Genomic DNA, 18,399 nt, shown 5'->3' with positions numbered 1-18,399 from the left:
CTTGATGAGTCCGCTCGCACACGCTGAGAAGGTCGTTGTTGAGAAAATAGTGTCTGACGCTACCGCTATTGAAACCATTGTCTTTGAGTCAGCACCAGCTCATTCACAACGCATCTCAACTTCCTCTCCTAACTCTACTGACACATCAAAATCAAAGCATGTGATTGATGTAGATGAGGTGCTGAGTGAGGACCAATCCACTCAAATTGCTCAGCTGGCACAAGGTTCATCGCAACGTTCACCTAAAGTTTCTGCTCAAGCTTCATTATTAGAACCCGACATGGCGCCAGACTCTTTTTCTGAAATCGATCCTCTATTGCAAGTCGTGACCTTAGTGAAAGTCGATAAATCGAAACGCAGAATGTACTTACTTAAAGGGGATGAGGTGGTACAAGAGTTTCGTATCGCTTTGGGCAAGGAACCGAAAGGGCATAAACGCTTTGAAGGGGACAACCGAACGCCAGAAGGGGAATATACGCTCGACTATATCATGGAGCGCTCTGAGTTTTACCGCTCGGTACACATCAACTATCCGCGCTCCTCTGATAGACAGTGGGCTGAAGAGAATGATGTTGACCCGGGTGGTAACATCAAAATTCATGGTATTAAAAACGGTGAGCGTCGTTCGCCAGGTTTTATCCAAAGTTTCGATTGGACAGATGGCTGTATCGCATTAACCAACCAAGATATGGATGAGTTTATTCAACTGGTTAAAATGGGCACCCCTATCCACATCGAATGGTAGGTTCTGGTACCCATATTCCTTCAGAAATTAGACAGTTCGTTACAGTAGAACTCGACCTGCACTGAAAAACGCAATCACGATTAGCAGTCCGATAGTGACAGGCTTAAATTTCTCGCCACCAAACCTTTCGAACAGTTTCGAACCCACATAGCCACCAAACATACTGCTTGGTAAAAGTGCCAGTGTAAGCCATACCACATCACGGTCGACAAGCCCTGCAATGGATGCAGAAACAAAGGCACTCGAATCAGCCAATACAAAGAACGCAATCAATCCAGCTCTGGCAATATGAGGAGCCACAGGGCTTGCCAATGCGTGGGTACCAATAGGTGGTCCAGACATAGAAGCCGCACCATTCATTATTCCAGCAAGGCTTCCTAGGAGATAGGGAGCAAATCTAGGTTCACTTTTGTATTGGAAGCCTCGGTAGATCATAAGTGCAGACGCGAAGATAAAGGCGCTGATGATCAAGATAATGGTGTCTTGGCTAACTGATTTGAGTAAAAGCAGGCCAACAGGCGTGAACACAAGGCAAGGGATAAATACCTTGGCTACCCAGCGCCAATTGACATGTTTTTTGACCTTAGGCAGTAATTGAACGTTACCAAGTAGGTCGATAAGCATGAACACAGGGACAAGCTCAATAACCGGAACGAACAACGCACTTAAAGGCAATGCGACTAAGGTGAAACCGAAGCCTGAGAAGCCACGAACGATTGCGGCAAAAATGAAGATTGCACCCAAAATTGGGAAAGTTGGACTAAAGATGAGATCCATAAATTAAGTAACCAATAAAGCTGCCTAAATAGTGCGAGCTAATGAAACCAAGTGAGCAGCGGAATGTACTCCTACTCACTTGTGTTTGCTACTTAATTTTGAGGTTTATCGAGGTTAATTTTCCCGTCTTAAATGTTTACTACTTTGGTATTTATCCAGTCAATTTTTCGCGTTAAATCTATCTGGGAAATCAGTGAATGTCGCATCGACGGTGGATAGGAATTTAAAGGTAGACGGATCATTGACGGTGTAGCACCATGTTTGAATCTTTGCTTCGGCAAGCGTATCAAGATCATCCTGATTGACGTTTTCGTAATTCATATGACAACTGAAGGCTTTCACCTGATCAATAAGCAGAAGATCGTCTTGAGTGAGCTTTTCTGTGATCACACCAACGCGGTATCTTGGTAAGTGATGAGCCATTTCTGCGACAACCTCATGGCTGAAACTTGAAAGCAGCACTCTGTCGGTGTCTATGTTTGAGCGGATCAGCCCACTGTGTAGAAGATCAACGACATGAGGGGCTTGGTGTCGGCTATCGACTTTTATCTCTAAGTTAACGCTGAGGTTATGTTTTTCAACAAGTTCGAATAACTCGCTAAGTGTGAGTATTCTCTCTCCTTCGAACTGTTCTGACTTCCAACTGCCAAAATCAAGCTGACGTAGCTCTGCTAAGGTGTGCTCATCAACACGACCTGTACCATCGCTACAGCGTTCGAGAGTGTGGTCGTGGCAAACCACAAGCTCATCATCCTGAGTTTGCTGAATATCGACTTCAATCCATTCCAAGCCAAGCTTAGCGGCTTGTTCAATACTTGCTTTGGTGTTTTCTGGGTGAGTACCCGCTACACCACGGTGACCTACGATGATAGACGACATAATTAATCCTTCTTGAATGCGCATCGTAAATATTTATTAAATATCAGTTTTCCCGAATACGCCAGAGTAATTGTTGGGCAAGAGTCTCTACACAGGATTCGGCTCATAAAAGTGATATTTTCCTCTTGGTACTTTCTTAGCAGTACTAACAGGAAAGCCTCTCGAGTGGAGAGGCTTTGGATGAGATTAGGCTTTGACTCGAGCCTCGCTTTAGTGAGCGATATCGAGTTGGTTGTCCTTCACGCCGTTGATACGGAACCAACCTGCGATACTGAATCGTTCAGTGTTGGTTGGCAGAACTTCGTGTGGGAACTGCTCAGATAAGAACACAAACAGACGACCTGATTTTGGCGGAATGGTGGCGATGTGATTGTCTTGTAAGTCGTAAACCACAAGTTCACCTGCGTCTTCTTCGCTCCACTCGTCATTCATGTAGAACACAGTAGTCAGACGGCGGTTTTCGTTGCCTTTAAAACAGTCTAAGTGCTTTTGATAAAAGTCGCCTTTTTCGTATTTAGCAAAGTGCGCTTCATACTCGAACAAGCCCAAAAAGAACGCTTGGTTTGCCGCTAAACGAACCTGCTCCATTTTATCTAGGAACTGAGATGCAGGCTCACCCATGTCACGGTGTACCCATTGAATCTTGTCACTACGAATACTTGATTCTCGTGTTACTTCATCGTTACGGCCAATCCTAGCCTTTTTCCAGTTCTCTGGAATGCAATCCCTCAATGCCACCACTTCTTCATGAGTTAAGAAGTCATCCCAAACAAAGTAGCCTTGGGTAGAAAGAGCATCGATTAGTTGGTTCATGTATAGCACTCAGACAATAAATTAGAGGCGCATATATAGTACTAATAACTCAGGTCAACAAATCACGTATTTTGTCGTCACGATAAAAGTGCGGAGAGCATGGTGCTTTGATGTTATTTTCTAGTTAACAAATTTGTTACAAATAAATCTGAGTTTGCTATGGTATAGGTCTGACCAGTTGATTTTTAACAAGGGGTGGTTTTGCAGCTGCATACCATTAAAGGTTACATCCAAGACATGTATTTGGTGGAGTATCCTGACAAATTATTGTTGCTCGATGGCGCATGCCGAGCCGATATTCCGCATTTGAAGGCTTTTATTGAAACTGAGCTAATGCGAGATTTTTCTGATCTGCATACTGTGGTCGTTACGCACATGCACCCCGATCACGCAGGGGCTGCGCACAAGCTCAGAAAGCTAACGAACTGTCATTTGGTCGCTGCAAACCGAGACAAAGATTGGTATCACGGTATCGACGGTATCTTGATGCATCTGACCGATCTGGCATTGGCACGATGGATGGCGAATCGTTTAGGCAAACCCAAGGCAAACCTGTGGTATTCGAGGAAGTTAAAGCCGGATTACAAACTATCGGATGGCGATAGCATTCCTGGCTTTGATGATTGGTTAGTGTTGGAAACACCGGGGCACACCGACAGAGATCTCTCTGTTTATTCTCCATCACACAGCGTCGCATATGTGGCTGACTTGATGGTAGAGGTCAAAAAGAAGCTCATTCCGCCTTTCCCCATCTTCCACCCTAATAAGTATCGTGATTCTGTGTCACGCATTTATGACATGCAGATAGACACGCTGTTGGTGGCGCATGGAGGGCAAGTGGATCTTAATCAAAAGGCGTTTGACCATTTGCTGATGAGTGCACCAAGAAGGCCTGTGACGCATTGGCGGGTAACAAAAATTAAAACCAAGAAACTGCTGCTCTCAATTTGGCGTCTTGGTTTTCAATCTCATGGTAAATCTAAGAAATAGTTGAGCAAACCTAGGTAATACAAAACAATAAGGCCAGTCATGAGACTAGCCTTATATCGTTGTGACGAGCTTTAGTTATAACCTGTGGAGCGGTTACGATGACTGAGATTAGTGAGTCAGTAGGAATTCGCCCGCTGGGTCAACAATCACTTTGTCACTCATGCCTTGGCGACCAAGCAACATCATGTATGTCATGTCTTGACGGTTGCTTAGCGTGATATCGATAGGCCATTGTTGACCACCGATTCTTAGCATAGTTTCAATCACGCAACGGTGTTCAACTTCGCCGTTAGATGATTTAATTTTCTTACTTGTTTTCAGCTTCGCCTTGCAGCGCACTGTCTCTTCTAGGTGATAAACGTCTGGGTGAAGGTCGAACTCTACAAATTTCTCACCGTTTGATTTAACACATAGTAGATTGTCTACGTGTAGAGAAGAGGTTTTTGCCCCTGTATCCACACGTGTATGTAGTCCAGTTATCCCTAACTCTGGTAAGCAAAGTGCTTCGGTATTCCCTATGATCATTTTATTGTTCATTTTCTTTCCAATCATGAGTTATCGGTATTCAATCAGCCCTTGCCACGAGTACGGTTAGCGTTTGGTTTTGCATTCTTCTCGATGAATTCGAAAATCATGTCTGCTACATCTTTACCCGTTGCTTTCTCAATGCCTTCTAGGCCTGGAGAAGAGTTTACTTCCATTACTACTGGACCATTCTTAGATTGTAGAATATCTACACCACATAGGTTTAATCCCATGATTTTCGCTGCATTGATTGCTGTCGCGCGCTCTTCTTTGGTTAGTTTAACCAGTTGAGCAGTGCCGCCACGGTGCAGGTTAGAGCGGAATTCGCCCTCACCAGCTTGACGCTTCATTGCAGCAATTACTTTGTTGCCAACAACAAAACAACGGATGTCTGCGCCATTTGCTTCTTCAATGAACTCTTGAACTAAGATGTTCGCTTTTAGGCCCATGAACGCTTCGATAACGCTTTCTGCTGCTTTGTTTGTTTCTGCTAGTACAACGCCGATACCTTGAGTGCCTTCAAGAAGCTTGATAACTAGTGGCGCGCCACCTACGTTTTTGATCAAGTCTTGAATCTTGTCTGGGCGGCTAGCGAAACCTGTTTTTGGTAAGCCAATACCTTTACGAGACAACAGTTGTAGTGAGCGCAGTTTGTCGCGAGAACGACTGATAGCTACTGACTCATTGATACAAAAAGTGCCCATCATTTCGAATTGGCGAACAACCGCAGTTCCGTAAAAGGTAATGGAAGCGCCAATACGTGGGATAACCGCGTCGTATTGAGGTAGCTCTTCACCCATGTAGCGAATCTTCGGATTGTTACTCGCGATATCTATATCACAGTGCAACGTGTCGATAACATCGACCTGATGACCACGTGCTTCTCCAGCCTGCTTTAGACGAGCGGTAGAGTATAGATTTTCGTTACGAGAAAGAATTGCGATACGCATGGCGTTTCCTTAGTTAATACCTGATTGGTAACTGCAAAATTATTTAGTTGTTAGCTGAGCTTTCAGTTTTTCTGAGGCTCCTTGCTTGCTTCGGGGCGAACCTTAAGGCTTTTTGTTTAACTAAGAAAACGAATTAAATTTGTCGAGTCGACAACGGAAATTTATCGATTGTGTGAGCTATTGGTACAGCAGACTTGAGAGGGGATTTTGAAAGGAAAAGCGAGTTGAGACCTAACTCATATTGGGGGTAGGAGCATATTAGGCTGTGCTCAACTCGCATTTACTCGGTGCTAAAAAGTGTACTAATAACGCCAGTTACATAGATCTAAAAGTGTTCGTAGTGCTTCTCTTTCGAGCTTACTGCAGGTGCTTTTTAGCTTGTTAAGATAGTATTTTCTCATGGTCATTACTCTCTCTAGTTAGGCTTTATTGACAACCTATGGTTTGTTGCTGACCCGTTCATTATGGTTAATTAAGGGGAACTAAAAAACAGATAGTATTTTTATTGGTTGTTCCTGTTTTGGTCATATCGCACTACTTTTTTACGATTGTGTTTTATAATGGGCTTAATTAGGAAGAGCTACGTTTAAAAGGTTCATTATTTGTCTGATCTAAACATGATGCGTTACTACACGCGGCTAGAATCGTTCGAGCCAAACATTTCTCACTCCGTAACCTTAACGGAAGTGGCAGATAAGTTGTTTACAAGCTTGCGCCATGCTCGAACTCTATTAGGCAAAATGCATCAAGCTGAATGGGTCGTGTGGGAACCAAAAGTTGGCAGGAATCAACGCTCTAACTTAACCCTGCGTTTTAGCAATCCAGAACTGGCTCAGCATGTCGCGAGTAAGTTGATAGAGCAGGGCAAGTACGAAAAAGCACTCTCGACATTAGATAATGACCGCGCTGTGTTTGGCTCTTTACTGCAAGAAACCTCCGGCGCGACCATACGTGAAGGGCTCTTGCATGTTCAATTAACCTATAAACGCAAGTTTGAGGATCTGTTTCCGCATCATATACATCGCAGTAGTGAACGATTTTTGATCAGACAAGTGTTTAGCTGTTTAGTGACATGTAATGGCAAGGGTGAGCTGAAGCCAGAGTTAGCTCACCACTGGGAATATGATACTGAGCAATTGGTTTGGACTTTTTATCTGCGCCCCGGTTTGACTTTCCATGATGGGCAGCCTGTAGATGCCAAACAGCTGGTTGCTTTGTTTACTGCTTTACAAGCTCAGCCTTTTTATCAAGCTGAGTTAGCTCATGTCTCTTCCATTTACAGTGAGCAGCCATTAAGGATCAGTTTTAAGTTAACCCAAGCGGATACTGGCTTTGCGGGTTTGCTTGCTGGCGTTAAGTATTCGATTCAACCGGCAGCACAGGTGACCCGTGAGCCTTCACCATTAAACTCAACCTCTCATGTTGTGATTGGTACAGGCCCTTTCAGAGTGGTTGAAACCAACAGTGAGCGCATTAAGCTCTCGGCATTCGAACACTTTTACGGTTGTCGCTCTTTAACCGATGAGGTGACCATTTGGCAGTTTGAGGAATCGATGACTGGTAGCGCTCGATTCGATGATAGCCAGATGCAGGTGTCACCGTATGAAGATTCGGCCTGTTTTCATCAACTAGGAAAGAGCGACACCGAGTTGGTGTCTGCTGAAACAGACGGGCTCCGCAGCCGAATCGAAGACGGTTGTTTGTTTATTCTATTTAACCAAAACTCAGCGGTTAACTCGTTAAGTGATGAACAACGTAAGTACCTATCATCACTTGCAAACCCACAGGCTATTTTGACGCAGCTGGAGCAAAACCAAGGCTTATTCAGTGTCTCTTTGGCTCAGAACATATTGCCAAGTTGGCAGAAGCTGTATCGAACGCCCTCTAGAGAGAGTGATCTACCTAAGAAGTTGAGCATTGCGGTTTATAACTATTATGCCCTTTATCGCTGTGCTATTTCAGTGTCAGATATTCTTAAACGACACGGTGTGGAAGTTGAGGTGAATACTTACAGTTTTCGAGAATTAGCTCAGCTTTCTCAGCGGGGCGATTTAAAAGAAGACTTGGTACTGTGTAACCTGAATCTCGACGACAATGCGCCATCTTCATTGTTTTCGTGGTTGATGAATGACCCTGTATTGCATTCCGCGCTTGGAGAGATGAACAGTGATTGGCTCAAGCAGCGTCTAGATCAGCATAAAGCCACAGTTGAGTTACCAAATTACTTGGCTGAGTTGGAACCTGTTGCATCGACACTGATTTCTGATTATTGGTTAGTCCCGATGTTCCATCACTTACAAACTGTGCGTTTCCAAGGGATTCTGAAAAACGTAGCCATCACCAATTGGGGGTGGCCAGATTTCAAGAATGTATGGTCTGCTGACTAACTTGAGTGGAAGTGGTCAGCTATCATTTGAATTGAGAAACCAAACTCGTTAAATGCATCGCCTCAGCCCGCAAGTGTTGGCACTCCTGAGCTGTTTTCTCAATCATTGACCTTCAAGGCAAGGTGATGATGCCAATCCACAACAGTACGTTTAACCTTTCTATGCACAACTGGCAAGACCCAATTGAACAAGCCTTAGCGATAAGCAAGGAGCGAGACGTACAGATGGTCAGCCCTGTCATGGGTGCACGTTTGGTCATTTCAGATCCAGTGCCTCTACAAGCATGGTGGAAATTGGCATCAAACTCGAACGATGATTTTAATCAAAGTCTTTATAGCGCGCATCGATGTAAAAGTTAGTAGATATACAAACGTCACCGACTTTACGATTCGGTGGCGTTTTTGCTTTTTGTAAGCAGTGGCTTATTCGAAAGAACAGCTTATTACTTAGGGTTGTTTTCTAAGTTTTGAGCCATTTTGCTCGCTATTCGGCTGAACTGTTCTAGCTCATCTTCGTTCATGCCTTTAGTCATTCTCTGTAGCATCTCTCGATCAATATTCGAAACCTTAGTCATGATCTCTCCACCTTTACTAGTTAGAACCAACAACTGGCTACGCTTGTCTTCGGGGTTTGGAGACTTCTTTACAAGTTCTTGATTGATCAACGCATTAACTAATCTCGTGACCTGTGCTTTATCGCGGTTTAGGAAGTGCGCGATATCCATAGCCGTACATGGAGATTTCTTAGTAATGATCTTCATGACACGAATATTCATAGGTGCGATCTCAGAATCCAAGCTCTCAATCTGTTCACTCATTTGACGTTTCAAAGAGTGTACTAAGCGAAAGATAGACTCCAACGATGTGTTATCAGACATAAACGATCCTTAGAAATATAGCTGATAATATCAACTATTGTATTTATAGTTGACATTATCAACTTAATTATTCTTAAATTCAAGTTAGGAGACTGTAATGACGATGCAAACCATGCGGTTTGAAATTGAAGGTAGAGAAAACATGTTCGCGATTGTAGATAAGATCATGCAGGACAGTGTCTCAGACGAGCAATCCGCAACGAGACTTGGTGTAAGTATTCGCTTACTGGGACCGTTGATGATTCAAGATAGAAAACACCCTCTGTTTGTTGATTTCATGCCTCACTTCAGAAACTTCATGCAAAATCTTAAGAAGACACTAAAGGCGCGTAGTGCTTGTCCGGTAATGACATATTCAAAAGTCAGCAAACTGATCATCAGGTGCTGGCTTTTCTTTTAATATATTGACTTAGCGGTATGTGTTCACTTGCGGGACATGTGACAATAGGCCTTTGAACACTTTATGGTGTAGCCATCGCACGAGCGATGTCACTGCCCAAGCCTATTTCTAATCGTTCTAAATTAAACGGTATATTATGACAAGTGTATGTGAGCAGGCAGCTAAAGAGTTATTAAGCCGTCGCACAGCGGGAACTAAAGCGCCAAGATTAATCGAACCATATCGCCCAATCAGTTTAGATGATGCGTTAGCCATTCAAGAATCCATGATTGAAATTCGTGCAGATAGAGTGGGGGGCTGGAAGTGTCTGTTACCTCTTGCAGAAAACAAATTTATCGTAGCGCCTATTTTCGCTGACAACGTGCAGCAAGGTGAAGTTTGTGAATTGTTCGCAGATACAGGTTCAGTGTCAGGCAAAGAGGTAGTCCGAGTAGAGCCAGAAATCGCTTTTGTACTGGCTAAGCCTTTGCCTGCAAACTCAAATGGCTACAGCAAAGCGCAAATCAATGATGCCATTGGATCTTGCCATATGGCACTTGAGTTAATTCAATCTCGCTTTGCTGATGACAGTGGCGCGGAGTTTTACGAGGTTTTAGCCGATTGCTTGGCAAACCAAGGCTTGTTTCTTGGTCCTGAGATAGAGAAAGATAAAGCGTTTACTGCTGCCAAGGTCGAAGTGGCTATAACTCAAGCTGGAAAAGTACAGGCACTTTCTGGGACACACCCTAACGCATTAGCTCAAAATCCCGTTTACTGGTTGATCGATACCATGACCAAGCGTGGAGTCAGTTTTGAAGCGGGCGAGGCTATCATTACAGGGTCTTACTGTGGTGTGGTTGAGCTTGACTTCGACGAGCTGACGACCGTTGCTTATGATGGTATCGGAGAGTACCAAGTGACTTTCACACAAAAGCTATAAGCTATTTAAAAGCTCTATTGGTTAAGAAAGCAGATCTCTAGAACTCTTCTTCACGTCTAAGCAATTTTTCCTCGAAAGGCTATGTACTGGTGAGTAAATGGCCTTTTTTATTATGTGATGTTCAATAGAGTTCGTATTACTTTGCATTATATTGGGCGTTTAGACGTCTAGACGTTGACAAGTCCTAAATGTGCCATTAGTCTGCTCCCCTTCCTGTTCTATAGTGTTGTCGTTCCATGTCCAATTCAAAAAATTCCAATGCGGTTATTGCCCCTTCGGCCGTAGCGCTTATCCCTCTGATTGTGTTCCTAGCGCTGTTTATTGGCGTAGGTACCTACTTGTCGTTGCAAGGCGTCGATTTTGCTTTCTATCAGCTTCCAGCTCCGATTGCGGCTCTACCTGCTGTGATGTTGGCGCTGCTGCTGAGTAAAGATAAATTGAACCGTGCTATCGAACAGTTCTTGAGTGGAGTCGGTCACAAAGACATTATCGCAATGTGTATGATCTACCTATTGGCAGGTGCTTTTGCGGCGGTTGCTAAGGCTTCTGGTGGTGTGGATGCGACGGTAAACCTTGGTTTGTCGGCAATCCCGACGAGTATGATCCTACCGGGTATCTTCCTAATTTCTGCTTTCATCGCAACAGCAATGGGTACTTCGATGGGCACCATCGCCGCGGTAGCTCCTGTTGCACTAGGCATTGCTGATTCTGCAGGTATGAGCATTCCACTGACAGCAGGCGTTGTTTTAAGTGGCGCGATGTTTGGTGACAACCTTTCTATCATCTCTGATACCACGATTGCTGCAACGCGCTCGCAAGGCTGTGAGATGAGAGACAAGTTTAAAGAGAACATCCGTATCGCACTTCCTGCTGCACTGATCGCGATTGTTATCTTCGCTTTTAACAGCACTGCGACTCAAGTGCCTGAAATGGGTCCTATTGAGTGGCTGAAAGTACTGCCTTACATCACTATCTTGATCCTTGCAGTATCAGGTATGAACGTGTTTGTTGTGCTAACCATCGGTATCTTACTGGCGGGTGGCGTTAGCTTAGGTTCTCTGGAGAACTACGGTTTAACGGATTACGCGCAAGATATTTATGCTGGCTTTGGCAACATGCAGGAAATTTTCTTACTGTCGATGCTGATCGGTGGTTTGAGTGAATTGATGCGTCGCCAAGGTGGTCTAGCTTTCTTGACTAACCTAGTAAGTAGCATGATTCGTGCGTTCGGATCTTCACACTTTAAGCAAGCGAATGGCCGCGCAAGTGAGTTGGGTATTGTTGGTTTGGTATCTATGGTGAACATGTGCACGGCAAATAACACAGTAGCGATCATTGTCTCTGGTAGTGTTGCTCGTCAATTAGCACAAGAGAACGATGTATCTCCACGTCGCTCGGCGAGCTTATTGGATATCTTCTCTTGTGTGATTCAAGGTGTGTTGCCTTACGGTGCGCAGGTGCTGCTATTAGGTTCGGTATTTAACCTATCGCCGTTAGAGATCGTTTCTAACTCATACTACTGTTTCGCATTGGCTATCGTGGCAGTGATTGCGGTATTCATCAAACACCCTACTCGCCAAACTGCAGCGGCATAATGAAAGCTCTCTTCTAGTAAAAAGGCGCCTTAATCGGCGCCTTTTTTGCTCTTAATATGAAGACCGTCAGTTTAGGTGGCAATCATGAATCTGAGTGCTTCCCACTTAGGCGGATCTTGATTAAAGTAGTTTCTCTAGCTCGTTTGCTGTTGCAACGTTGCTATAACCAAAGCTAAGTGCTGCCATGAATGCGGCGTGGACATGTGCTGCTGGTACTTTAACACCGTTAAACTCCATATCTAAGGTTGTGCAAGCATCATGGGCAACGTGACATTCATAGCCTAAGTCAGTTGCTGCGCGGGTCACTGCATCAATACACATGTGGCTCATCGCGCCAACAATGATCAATCTTTCAACGCTTTGCTCTTTCAATACTTTGTCCAGTTCTGTGTCTCTGAAGCTATTGATTTGATGCTTTACGATGACTGGCTCACCTTCGAGCGGAGTCACGCTGCTGTGGATTTGAGCACCATCTGATTCTGGCAAGAAGAAAGGAGCATCATCCGTCGGAAACTCATGACGTACATGAACCACAGGAAGTTGCTTGTCTCTGAAAGCTGATAACAACTGTGCACCTTTTTTTGCTGCTTTCTCTGTTTCAGAGAGTGCCCATTTTGCACCTTCGTATGAAGGGAAGTAGTCGTTTTGGAAATCAATAAGTAGTAATGCAGTATTGCTCATAATCCATACCTTTATTTGTTAATGTCTTGTGGTGTGGAGCTATTATGACTACTCTATGTTTTTTAACGCACGTCAAAAATGACAGACTATATGGCAATAGTGACAAAATCAGTAAGGGTCGAAATTATCGATTACCCAGGCTCTCTGCAGAGCGCTGTGTTTGGAGTAAAAGAATTTTTTCAGATGGCGAATAGCCTTGATTCTGAAAGTGAAACTGTTCGGTTTCAGGTTGAGATTAGGCCTTATGATGACTTGTCGGTTTCATCGGCTAACTCAAATGAAGAATCTAAAGCCGATATCATTTTATTGCCGCCAAACTTAGATGGCAGTTACTACCTAGAGCGTGATGATAGGCTAACGGATTATCTGATTAAGTCCCATCAAAAGGGTTCAATATTGTGCTCAGCGTGCGCAGGCGTGTTCATTCTTGCTCAAACCGGATTACTGGAAGGGCGAACCGTCACCACGCACTGGCAAGCTCAACAATTGTTTTCGGAGTTACATACTGGAATCGAAGTGGATATAGACAAAATCCTGATCGATGACGATGACATCATTACTGCTGGTGGTTTGATGTCGTGGATGGATTTGGCTCTGTTTATCCTGACTAAATACACGACGCCAACCAATACGCGTAATTTGGGTAAGTATTTGGTGTTGGATACGGGGGGGAGAGAGCAGCGCTACTACCAAAGTTTTGTGCCTAACTACGCTCACGGGAATGACAAGATTGTCTCTGTGCAGCGCTTTATTCAAAAGAATCACCACCTTCCTTTGACACTCGATCAATTGTCGGAGGAAGCCTTCATGACGCGACGAACCTTTATTCGACAATTTACCAAAGCGACGACCTTGACTCCGATTAACTATATTCAACATGTGCGTGTTCAAAGCGCGTGTGGGTTACTGGAAAGTTCTCACAAACCAGTAGAACAAATCAGCTACTTAGTTGGGTATGAAGACGTCAACAGTTTCCGCAAAGTCTTTATGAAAATCATTGGTTTAACGCCTTCAAGGTTTCGCTCTAGATTTTTATCAGAAAAATGATTTACCATAGGTTGATATTCAATATGTATCACTGGTTCGCTAAGTAACTTCGCTAATGAAGTGCTTGAAGGGGAAGTGATCTTTTCTCGAACTTAAACGGACTGTTGATGCTTGCCATTCCTTTACCATTTGTCGCGGCGCTGTTGTTATTAATGACAGGCGTGCTGTTTCGATGCCGTTACCCACAAACCAGTCAAAAGCCATTTTGGTTTATCATTCTCTGCGCGTCGATGGTGACGGTAGTAGGCCTGCGGTGGACGTTTGATATTGCGTGGTTTCGCTTCTTACAACCCATTCTCGGTGCCTGTGTTCCTGTGGCGGCTTGGCTCTGTTTTTCGGGAGCTCATCGAAGCCAATCCAGCACACATTTGCATTGGCTAGGCCCGATTGCTGTTTTAGTTGGCTCACTTTTCTATGTGCATCTCTGGGCGGGAACTCTTGATGTATTGCTGATCTTGCTCTATTTTGGATATGGTAGCTTGCTGCTGAAGTCGTCGCTGCGAGTGCCGGAACAAGTGCGGCTGACCGATGTGTCGAAAGTGTTGGCTGCTGAACGAGTTGCAGGTGTAATGCTACTATTCTCAGCTTTGGTTGATAGTGCACTTTCTTTCGACATCTTGCTATTGGATGCGCAGCACACCAATCTGATCTTATCGATTAGCTATCTTGTCCTTATTCCAGCCATTGTGTCCGCTGTGATGGTGGTAAGTATGAGCATGCCTGCCGAAGAAAAAACCATGCAGATGCAGGCTTTACCTACTGTGTCACAAGGTTCTCCAGAAGAGGTCGATATATCGACTACACTCGCGATCAGCTCAGATGAAGACCAAGCTGAAGAGGCCACGCAGATCATGGCTAAGTTCGATGCATTAATGAGAGAGCGCCAAGTATTCAAGGATCCTGACCTGTCTCTCAATCGCTTGGCACGAAAGCTGGGCATTCCTGCTCGCAAGATATCGTCTGCGGTTAATCAAACTCACCAACAGAACATTTCGAAGGTGATTAACGCCTATCGAATAGAACACGCTAAGAATCGCTTGAAGCATACTGATGAAGCGATAACTGAGATCTATCTGAGTTCAGGTTTTCAGACCAAGTCGAATTTTAATAGGGAGTTTTCAAGGATAACAGGGCAAACTCCGAGTGAGTTTCGAAGTTCGCCACCTGTTTTAGATTGAGTGTGTTTGCCTTTGGTTTATTAATTTAGAAAGCGGACGATGTCATTGAAGAACAATTGGTGTAACTGGTCGCGTGATGAACCAATGCCATCTTTACAAATAATGCCATCCCCTGGCACCTCTTCATTCAGCATGGCTATAGCACCGTGTTTACAGCTTTGAATAAAGCTGAAGTGGGTGGCTTTTTCATAGACTTTGTAGCGTCTAGAGTTTAGCGGTATCTGTTCGGCAATATAGCCAGACTCTAATGCTTGAGGAAGATCTCCAATATCGATCCCAGCAGCCAGTATCAAGGTTGGCACTTTAATGTCATTTAAGCTGACGATTGAAAAGCTGCGAGCAAGCCCCAGATCAAGGCTGACCACACGTTGAATCCTAGGGTCTGAAAGATCTTTTTGAACAAGCTCTTCATCTTGGACTTTGTCTAGCCCTAGTTCTTCAGCAAGCCCACAAGTTCGTGGGTTAGGGTATATGAGACAATTCGCCTCAAAGGTTTGCCTGTCAATTTTCGCTCCCGCCAATAACATTACTGTCCAGCCGCCTAACGAATGCCCGATTGCGGTAACATTGTTGGCGCTAGCTGATTGACTCCATTGAGTTTCGGATAACAAGTAGTCCAGAATACGTGATACATCTTTTGGTCTTTCCCACCATTTTGCTGCTTGTTTTGGAGAATGGTCGAAAGAGGTGGTTCCCGGATGATCAGCGGCCGCTACGATGTAGCCTTTACTCGCAAGTTTGGTGGCTAACCAGTTTTGATTGCGCCAATTTCCTCGGTAGCCGTGTGATAGCAGTATTACTGGAAAAGTACCTGATTGAATGTCTGCATCTTTGATGACTTGTGTACCAATGAAGGCGGGGTTATCGCCAATTATGGTTTTGTCTGATGCATCTCTCGCGGGATACCAAATGACAGTGTTGAGCGGGCGATTAGGTTCGTCAGTTAAGGTGACTTGAGTGAATCCGACACCGGAAGCGATGGCTGAACTGCTAAGGAAAAGCAAGGATGTGAACAGTAAATGTATCCATTTCATTTTTTAACTCCAATTGATGTGGTTGGAGCTAATATGCGCTAAGGCTAGGTATCACGAGACCTCAAACACGATCGAGGACGCCCTAAATCGTGTTTTAGTACCTAAGCTAGTGACTTGGTTTTAGTTATCTTCTTCTATGACGCTTCTCTACCAAGCCGTTTCTTTCTAAGCCACGTCTTACGCTGCTGCATAGTTTACCGAAGCGACGCAGTTCTTCGAAGTTTGGCCCTTGTCCCATTGAGATGCTGTGTTCCCAGTACATCAATTCTGTGTCGACCATCTCAAGCAATTTCTTAGAGCAACCTGAGCAGTTTCCTTTTGGCCCACAAATGAATGTCTCTGACTCATAGAGCGGGAGTTCATTTTTCACTTCTTCGATGAGATTCAGCATTGCCGAATTCAGATCCGGTTTTTTCGTTGTGATTGGCTTTACGTTTGCTGGTGTTTGCGCAGTAACCAAAGAAGATGTTTGTGTATTGGCATGTAAATTCAAAGCAGCTGATGACATATCAAAGGCCTCAAGGAAAGGTGAAGAGGGGCATCCTACACCTCAAAATGAAGTGCACCTTGATGTAGTGCAATAAGCGTGGAGATATATCCGAAAAAGGTAGGTGAAACGAGGGCGTGAAGTGTCGGGAGGTGGGAGAGGAGGAGCCACAAATGGTGTGACTCCTTTCATGAAGACTTGTTATTGATAAGAGTTTTTAGAACTCTGTATCAAACTGGAATTCCATCCACTCTTTGGTAACTGGGTGGTGAAGGGCAAGTCTTTCTGCGTGTAGATGAAGACGGTCAGCTTTGTTGCCATACAATCCATCACCGACGATAGGCATATGCAGCCCTTCTTCATGTGAACAGTGAACGCGTAACTGGTGTGTGCGTCCTGTTTTAGGGTGCAGATAAACCTTGGTGGTCTCTTGATTGCGTTCAATCACTTCCCATTTAGTTTCTGCAGGTTTGCCGTGCTCGTAGCAGACAATTTGACGAGGACGATCGTACAGGTCGCCACGCAGCGGTAATCGAACATAACCTTCATCTTCAGCCAGAACACCTTCAATCATCGCGACGTATCGCTTCTCGACTTCACGAGTAATGAACTGCTTCTGCAGGCTTTTGTTTGCACGTCGAGTCAGGGCAAATATCAGAATGCCAGAGGTCGCCATGTCCAAGCGGTGTATAACGAACGGCCCTTCCACATTAGGATGCATTTCCTGAACGCGAGTGTAGGCAGAGTCTTTGATGGTCTTGCCCGGCACTGAAAGGAACCCTGCTGGCTTATGTACCACAACGATATGCTCATCTTGAAACAGGATATCGAGCTCTTTGTCCTCAGCAGGGTTCTCTAGCAATGGGTTTGGATCCACTTCAAGGCCTTTCATCATATGGCCAAGTATTGGTACACATTTGCTTTGGCAAGACGCGTAGTATTTCTTGTGTTTGCGTATCTCCGATTTCGGAGAGCGCCCCCACCAAAATTCAGCTAATGCCAATGGCGTATAGCCATTCAAATAGGCATATTGCAGAAGCTTAGGCGCAGCACATTCACCAGAGCCTGCCGGTGGTATTTTATTTGGTGTGTTTTCAAAGATCTGGTTAAGGTCTTCGACATCTCCTTCCGCATTTTGGAAAGCGTATTGTGAAAACAACTTGTGTTGCAGCTGATGAGACAGGTGCGCTCTTCGCCCTTTTAATTCAGCCAATTGAGCCGTAAATATATCCACCTTGCCTTGTAGCTCGTTTAGGGTTTGTTCCCAATTGAGCTTCAGGTATTTCTGTTGGTTTTTATCTGCAACGCTAGCTTTGCTTAGCTCTTGGTTTAATTGCTCGAAAGCTTGCTCATCAAGGCTCTCTTTACCTTGTTCTCGTTGTTCTTTGCGCGTTTTACGACCTTCAATGATCAACAAGCGTTGAGCTTCGATTTCTTGCTCTGCCTGCGCTTTTTGCTGTGCTAATTGTTCACACAACTCAAGGTATTGAGCGTTGACCTGCAGCGCTTTAAATTCGGCGTTTACCGCCATCATATCTGCGGTTTCTTGACGGAAAAAGCTGTCACTGCTCAGCATGTCGAATACCGGTGGAACAAAGTGCGGCAGTAGGTTTTGATCGGCGATTTTCCCTGAGAATGCAGAGAAGTAACCAAGTTCACCTTCAGGGCTTCTTACTAGTAATACACCAAACATCTTGCCGCGACCTTCATCAGAATCTAGTCCGAAGTCGTGCTGCCAATCGGTTTGGGTTTCTAGATATTGTTGAAGCTGGTGAGACGCAATTTCACATAATGGATGCGGTTCATAGTAGAACGGAAAGGTGAAACGCTCAGGCAACGAATATGACTCGATCGGCTGTTGAAAGCGAGTGAAGCAGTGCTCAGGTGTATGGCTGTTCTCTGAGTCGTGCGTTGGTTTTGATGAGTGCATATAGTCGTCTTACTTGATGATGATAAATGGCTATGAGTCTACTGTGTTTTGAGAGCTTAAATACAGTATAAGGCAGGCGATTCTACTCTTAATCTATAAGCGCCTCAAATAAGAAATCGCACCGTGGTTTTATACAGTAAACTTAATTGTTCGCATAAGGTTGGAGTGTTCAGGGGAGGAATTCA

The 18,399-nt window shown here is 44.5% G+C and carries 17 protein-coding genes and 2 pseudogenes; 9 read left to right on the top strand and 10 right to left on the bottom strand.

Annotation, left to right across the window (positions count from 1 at the left end; translation table 11 throughout):
* Positions 1–4 precede the first annotated feature (4 nt).
* On the top strand, positions 5–745 hold the full coding sequence (locus A3712_RS13525) for a L,D-transpeptidase family protein (protein WP_063523891.1): 741 nt from the start codon (positions 5–7) through the stop codon (positions 743–745).
* Positions 746–784: 39 nt separating this feature from the next.
* Here A3712_RS13525 and A3712_RS13520 read toward each other — a convergent pair whose 3' ends face one another.
* The 3 genes from A3712_RS13520 to A3712_RS13510 form a co-directional block, all read right to left on the bottom strand.
* A complete protein-coding gene (locus A3712_RS13520) occupies positions 785–1,522 on the bottom strand; it encodes a sulfite exporter TauE/SafE family protein (RefSeq protein ID WP_004740035.1) in 738 nt (245 codons plus the stop codon).
* 159 nt (positions 1,523–1,681) lie between these two features.
* Complete coding sequence (locus tag A3712_RS13515; protein WP_063523879.1) at positions 1,682–2,401, bottom strand: glycerophosphodiester phosphodiesterase family protein; 720 nt, start codon at positions 2,399–2,401, stop codon at positions 1,682–1,684.
* A gap of 210 nt (positions 2,402–2,611) precedes the next feature.
* Positions 2,612–3,214 (bottom strand): 2OG-Fe(II) oxygenase, encoded by a 603-nt coding sequence (locus A3712_RS13510; RefSeq protein WP_063523878.1) that lies wholly within the window; start codon positions 3,212–3,214, stop codon positions 2,612–2,614.
* A gap of 201 nt (positions 3,215–3,415) precedes the next feature.
* Here A3712_RS13510 and A3712_RS13505 point away from each other — a divergent pair, with 201 nt between their 5' ends.
* A complete protein-coding gene (locus tag A3712_RS13505) occupies positions 3,416–4,204 on the top strand; it encodes an MBL fold metallo-hydrolase (protein ID WP_063523877.1) in 789 nt (262 codons plus the stop codon).
* 108 nt (positions 4,205–4,312) lie between these two features.
* On the opposite strand, the gene A3712_RS13500 is transcribed toward A3712_RS13505, so the two are convergent.
* Together A3712_RS13500 and rimK are read right to left on the bottom strand one after the other, a co-directional pair.
* The gene (locus tag A3712_RS13500; RefSeq protein ID WP_004740039.1) at positions 4,313–4,741 is read right to left on the bottom strand and encodes an ATP-dependent zinc protease family protein; all 429 of its coding nucleotides are present in this window, start codon (positions 4,739–4,741) and stop codon (positions 4,313–4,315) included.
* Between the two features lie 32 nt (positions 4,742–4,773).
* Positions 4,774–5,679, bottom strand: coding sequence for a 30S ribosomal protein S6--L-glutamate ligase (gene rimK, locus A3712_RS13495; RefSeq protein ID WP_004740040.1), 906 nt, complete (start codon positions 5,677–5,679; stop codon positions 4,774–4,776).
* A gap of 602 nt (positions 5,680–6,281) precedes the next feature.
* Between rimK and A3712_RS13490 the strand changes: the two genes are divergently transcribed.
* Together A3712_RS13490 and A3712_RS13485 are read left to right on the top strand one after the other, a co-directional pair.
* Positions 6,282–8,066, top strand: a complete 1,785-nt coding sequence (locus tag A3712_RS13490; protein ID WP_063523876.1) for an SgrR family transcriptional regulator — start codon at positions 6,282–6,284, stop codon at positions 8,064–8,066.
* Positions 8,067–8,170: 104 nt separating this feature from the next.
* Positions 8,171–8,425 (top strand): annotated as a pseudogene (locus tag A3712_RS13485) (hypothetical protein); the annotation flags it as partial.
* Positions 8,426–8,508: 83 nt separating this feature from the next.
* Here A3712_RS13485 and A3712_RS13480 read toward each other — a convergent pair.
* Positions 8,509–8,943 carry a MarR family winged helix-turn-helix transcriptional regulator gene (locus tag A3712_RS13480; RefSeq protein WP_063523874.1) on the bottom strand — a complete coding sequence of 145 codons (435 nt, stop codon included), beginning with the start codon at positions 8,941–8,943 and terminating at the stop codon, positions 8,509–8,511.
* A 103-nt stretch (positions 8,944–9,046) separates the two neighbouring features.
* Between A3712_RS13480 and A3712_RS13475 the strand changes: the two are divergent.
* The 3 genes and pseudogenes from A3712_RS13475 to A3712_RS13465 all read left to right on the top strand — a co-directional run.
* A pseudogene (locus A3712_RS13475) lies at positions 9,047–9,274 on the top strand (DUF3861 family protein); the annotation flags it as partial.
* Between the two features lie 205 nt (positions 9,275–9,479).
* A complete protein-coding gene (locus A3712_RS13470) occupies positions 9,480–10,262 on the top strand; it encodes a 2-keto-4-pentenoate hydratase (RefSeq protein WP_063523873.1) in 783 nt (260 codons plus the stop codon).
* A 236-nt stretch (positions 10,263–10,498) separates the two neighbouring features.
* Positions 10,499–11,857, top strand: coding sequence for a Na+/H+ antiporter NhaC family protein (locus A3712_RS13465; protein ID WP_063523872.1), 1,359 nt, complete (start codon positions 10,499–10,501; stop codon positions 11,855–11,857).
* A 120-nt stretch (positions 11,858–11,977) separates the two neighbouring features.
* Here the strand turns inward: A3712_RS13465 and A3712_RS13460 are convergent, their stop codons facing one another.
* Positions 11,978–12,538 carry a cysteine hydrolase family protein gene (locus A3712_RS13460; protein WP_063523871.1) on the bottom strand — a complete coding sequence of 187 codons (561 nt, stop codon included), beginning with the start codon at positions 12,536–12,538 and terminating at the stop codon, positions 11,978–11,980.
* Between the two features lie 90 nt (positions 12,539–12,628).
* On the opposite strand from A3712_RS13460, the gene A3712_RS13455 reads away from it, so the two are divergent.
* Together A3712_RS13455 and A3712_RS13450 are read left to right on the top strand one after the other, a co-directional pair.
* A complete protein-coding gene (locus A3712_RS13455; RefSeq protein WP_063523870.1) occupies positions 12,629–13,585 on the top strand; it encodes a GlxA family transcriptional regulator in 957 nt (318 codons plus the stop codon).
* A 107-nt stretch (positions 13,586–13,692) separates the two neighbouring features.
* Positions 13,693–14,763 carry a helix-turn-helix domain-containing protein gene (locus tag A3712_RS13450; RefSeq protein WP_082856242.1) on the top strand — a complete coding sequence of 357 codons (1,071 nt, stop codon included), beginning with the start codon at positions 13,693–13,695 and terminating at the stop codon, positions 14,761–14,763.
* Between the two features lie 20 nt (positions 14,764–14,783).
* Here the strand turns inward: A3712_RS13450 and A3712_RS13445 are convergent, their stop codons facing one another.
* From A3712_RS13445 to A3712_RS13435, 3 genes are all read right to left on the bottom strand, one after another.
* Complete coding sequence (locus tag A3712_RS13445) at positions 14,784–15,797, bottom strand: alpha/beta hydrolase family protein (RefSeq protein ID WP_063523868.1); 1,014 nt, start codon at positions 15,795–15,797, stop codon at positions 14,784–14,786.
* A gap of 124 nt (positions 15,798–15,921) precedes the next feature.
* Positions 15,922–16,305, bottom strand: coding sequence for a hypothetical protein (locus A3712_RS13440; protein ID WP_063523867.1), 384 nt, complete (start codon positions 16,303–16,305; stop codon positions 15,922–15,924).
* Positions 16,306–16,501: 196 nt separating this feature from the next.
* Positions 16,502–18,214: an RluA family pseudouridine synthase gene (locus A3712_RS13435; protein WP_063523866.1), complete on the bottom strand. Its 1,713-nt coding sequence runs from the start codon at positions 18,212–18,214 to the stop codon at positions 16,502–16,504.
* Between the last annotated feature and the right edge of the window lie 185 nt (positions 18,215–18,399).

The organism is Vibrio sp. HI00D65 (assembly GCF_001635455.1).
GTDB lineage: Bacteria > Pseudomonadota > Gammaproteobacteria > Enterobacterales > Vibrionaceae > Vibrio.
Note: the sequence above shows the minus strand (reverse complement) of the source record. Positions and strands in the feature narration are given on the sequence as shown.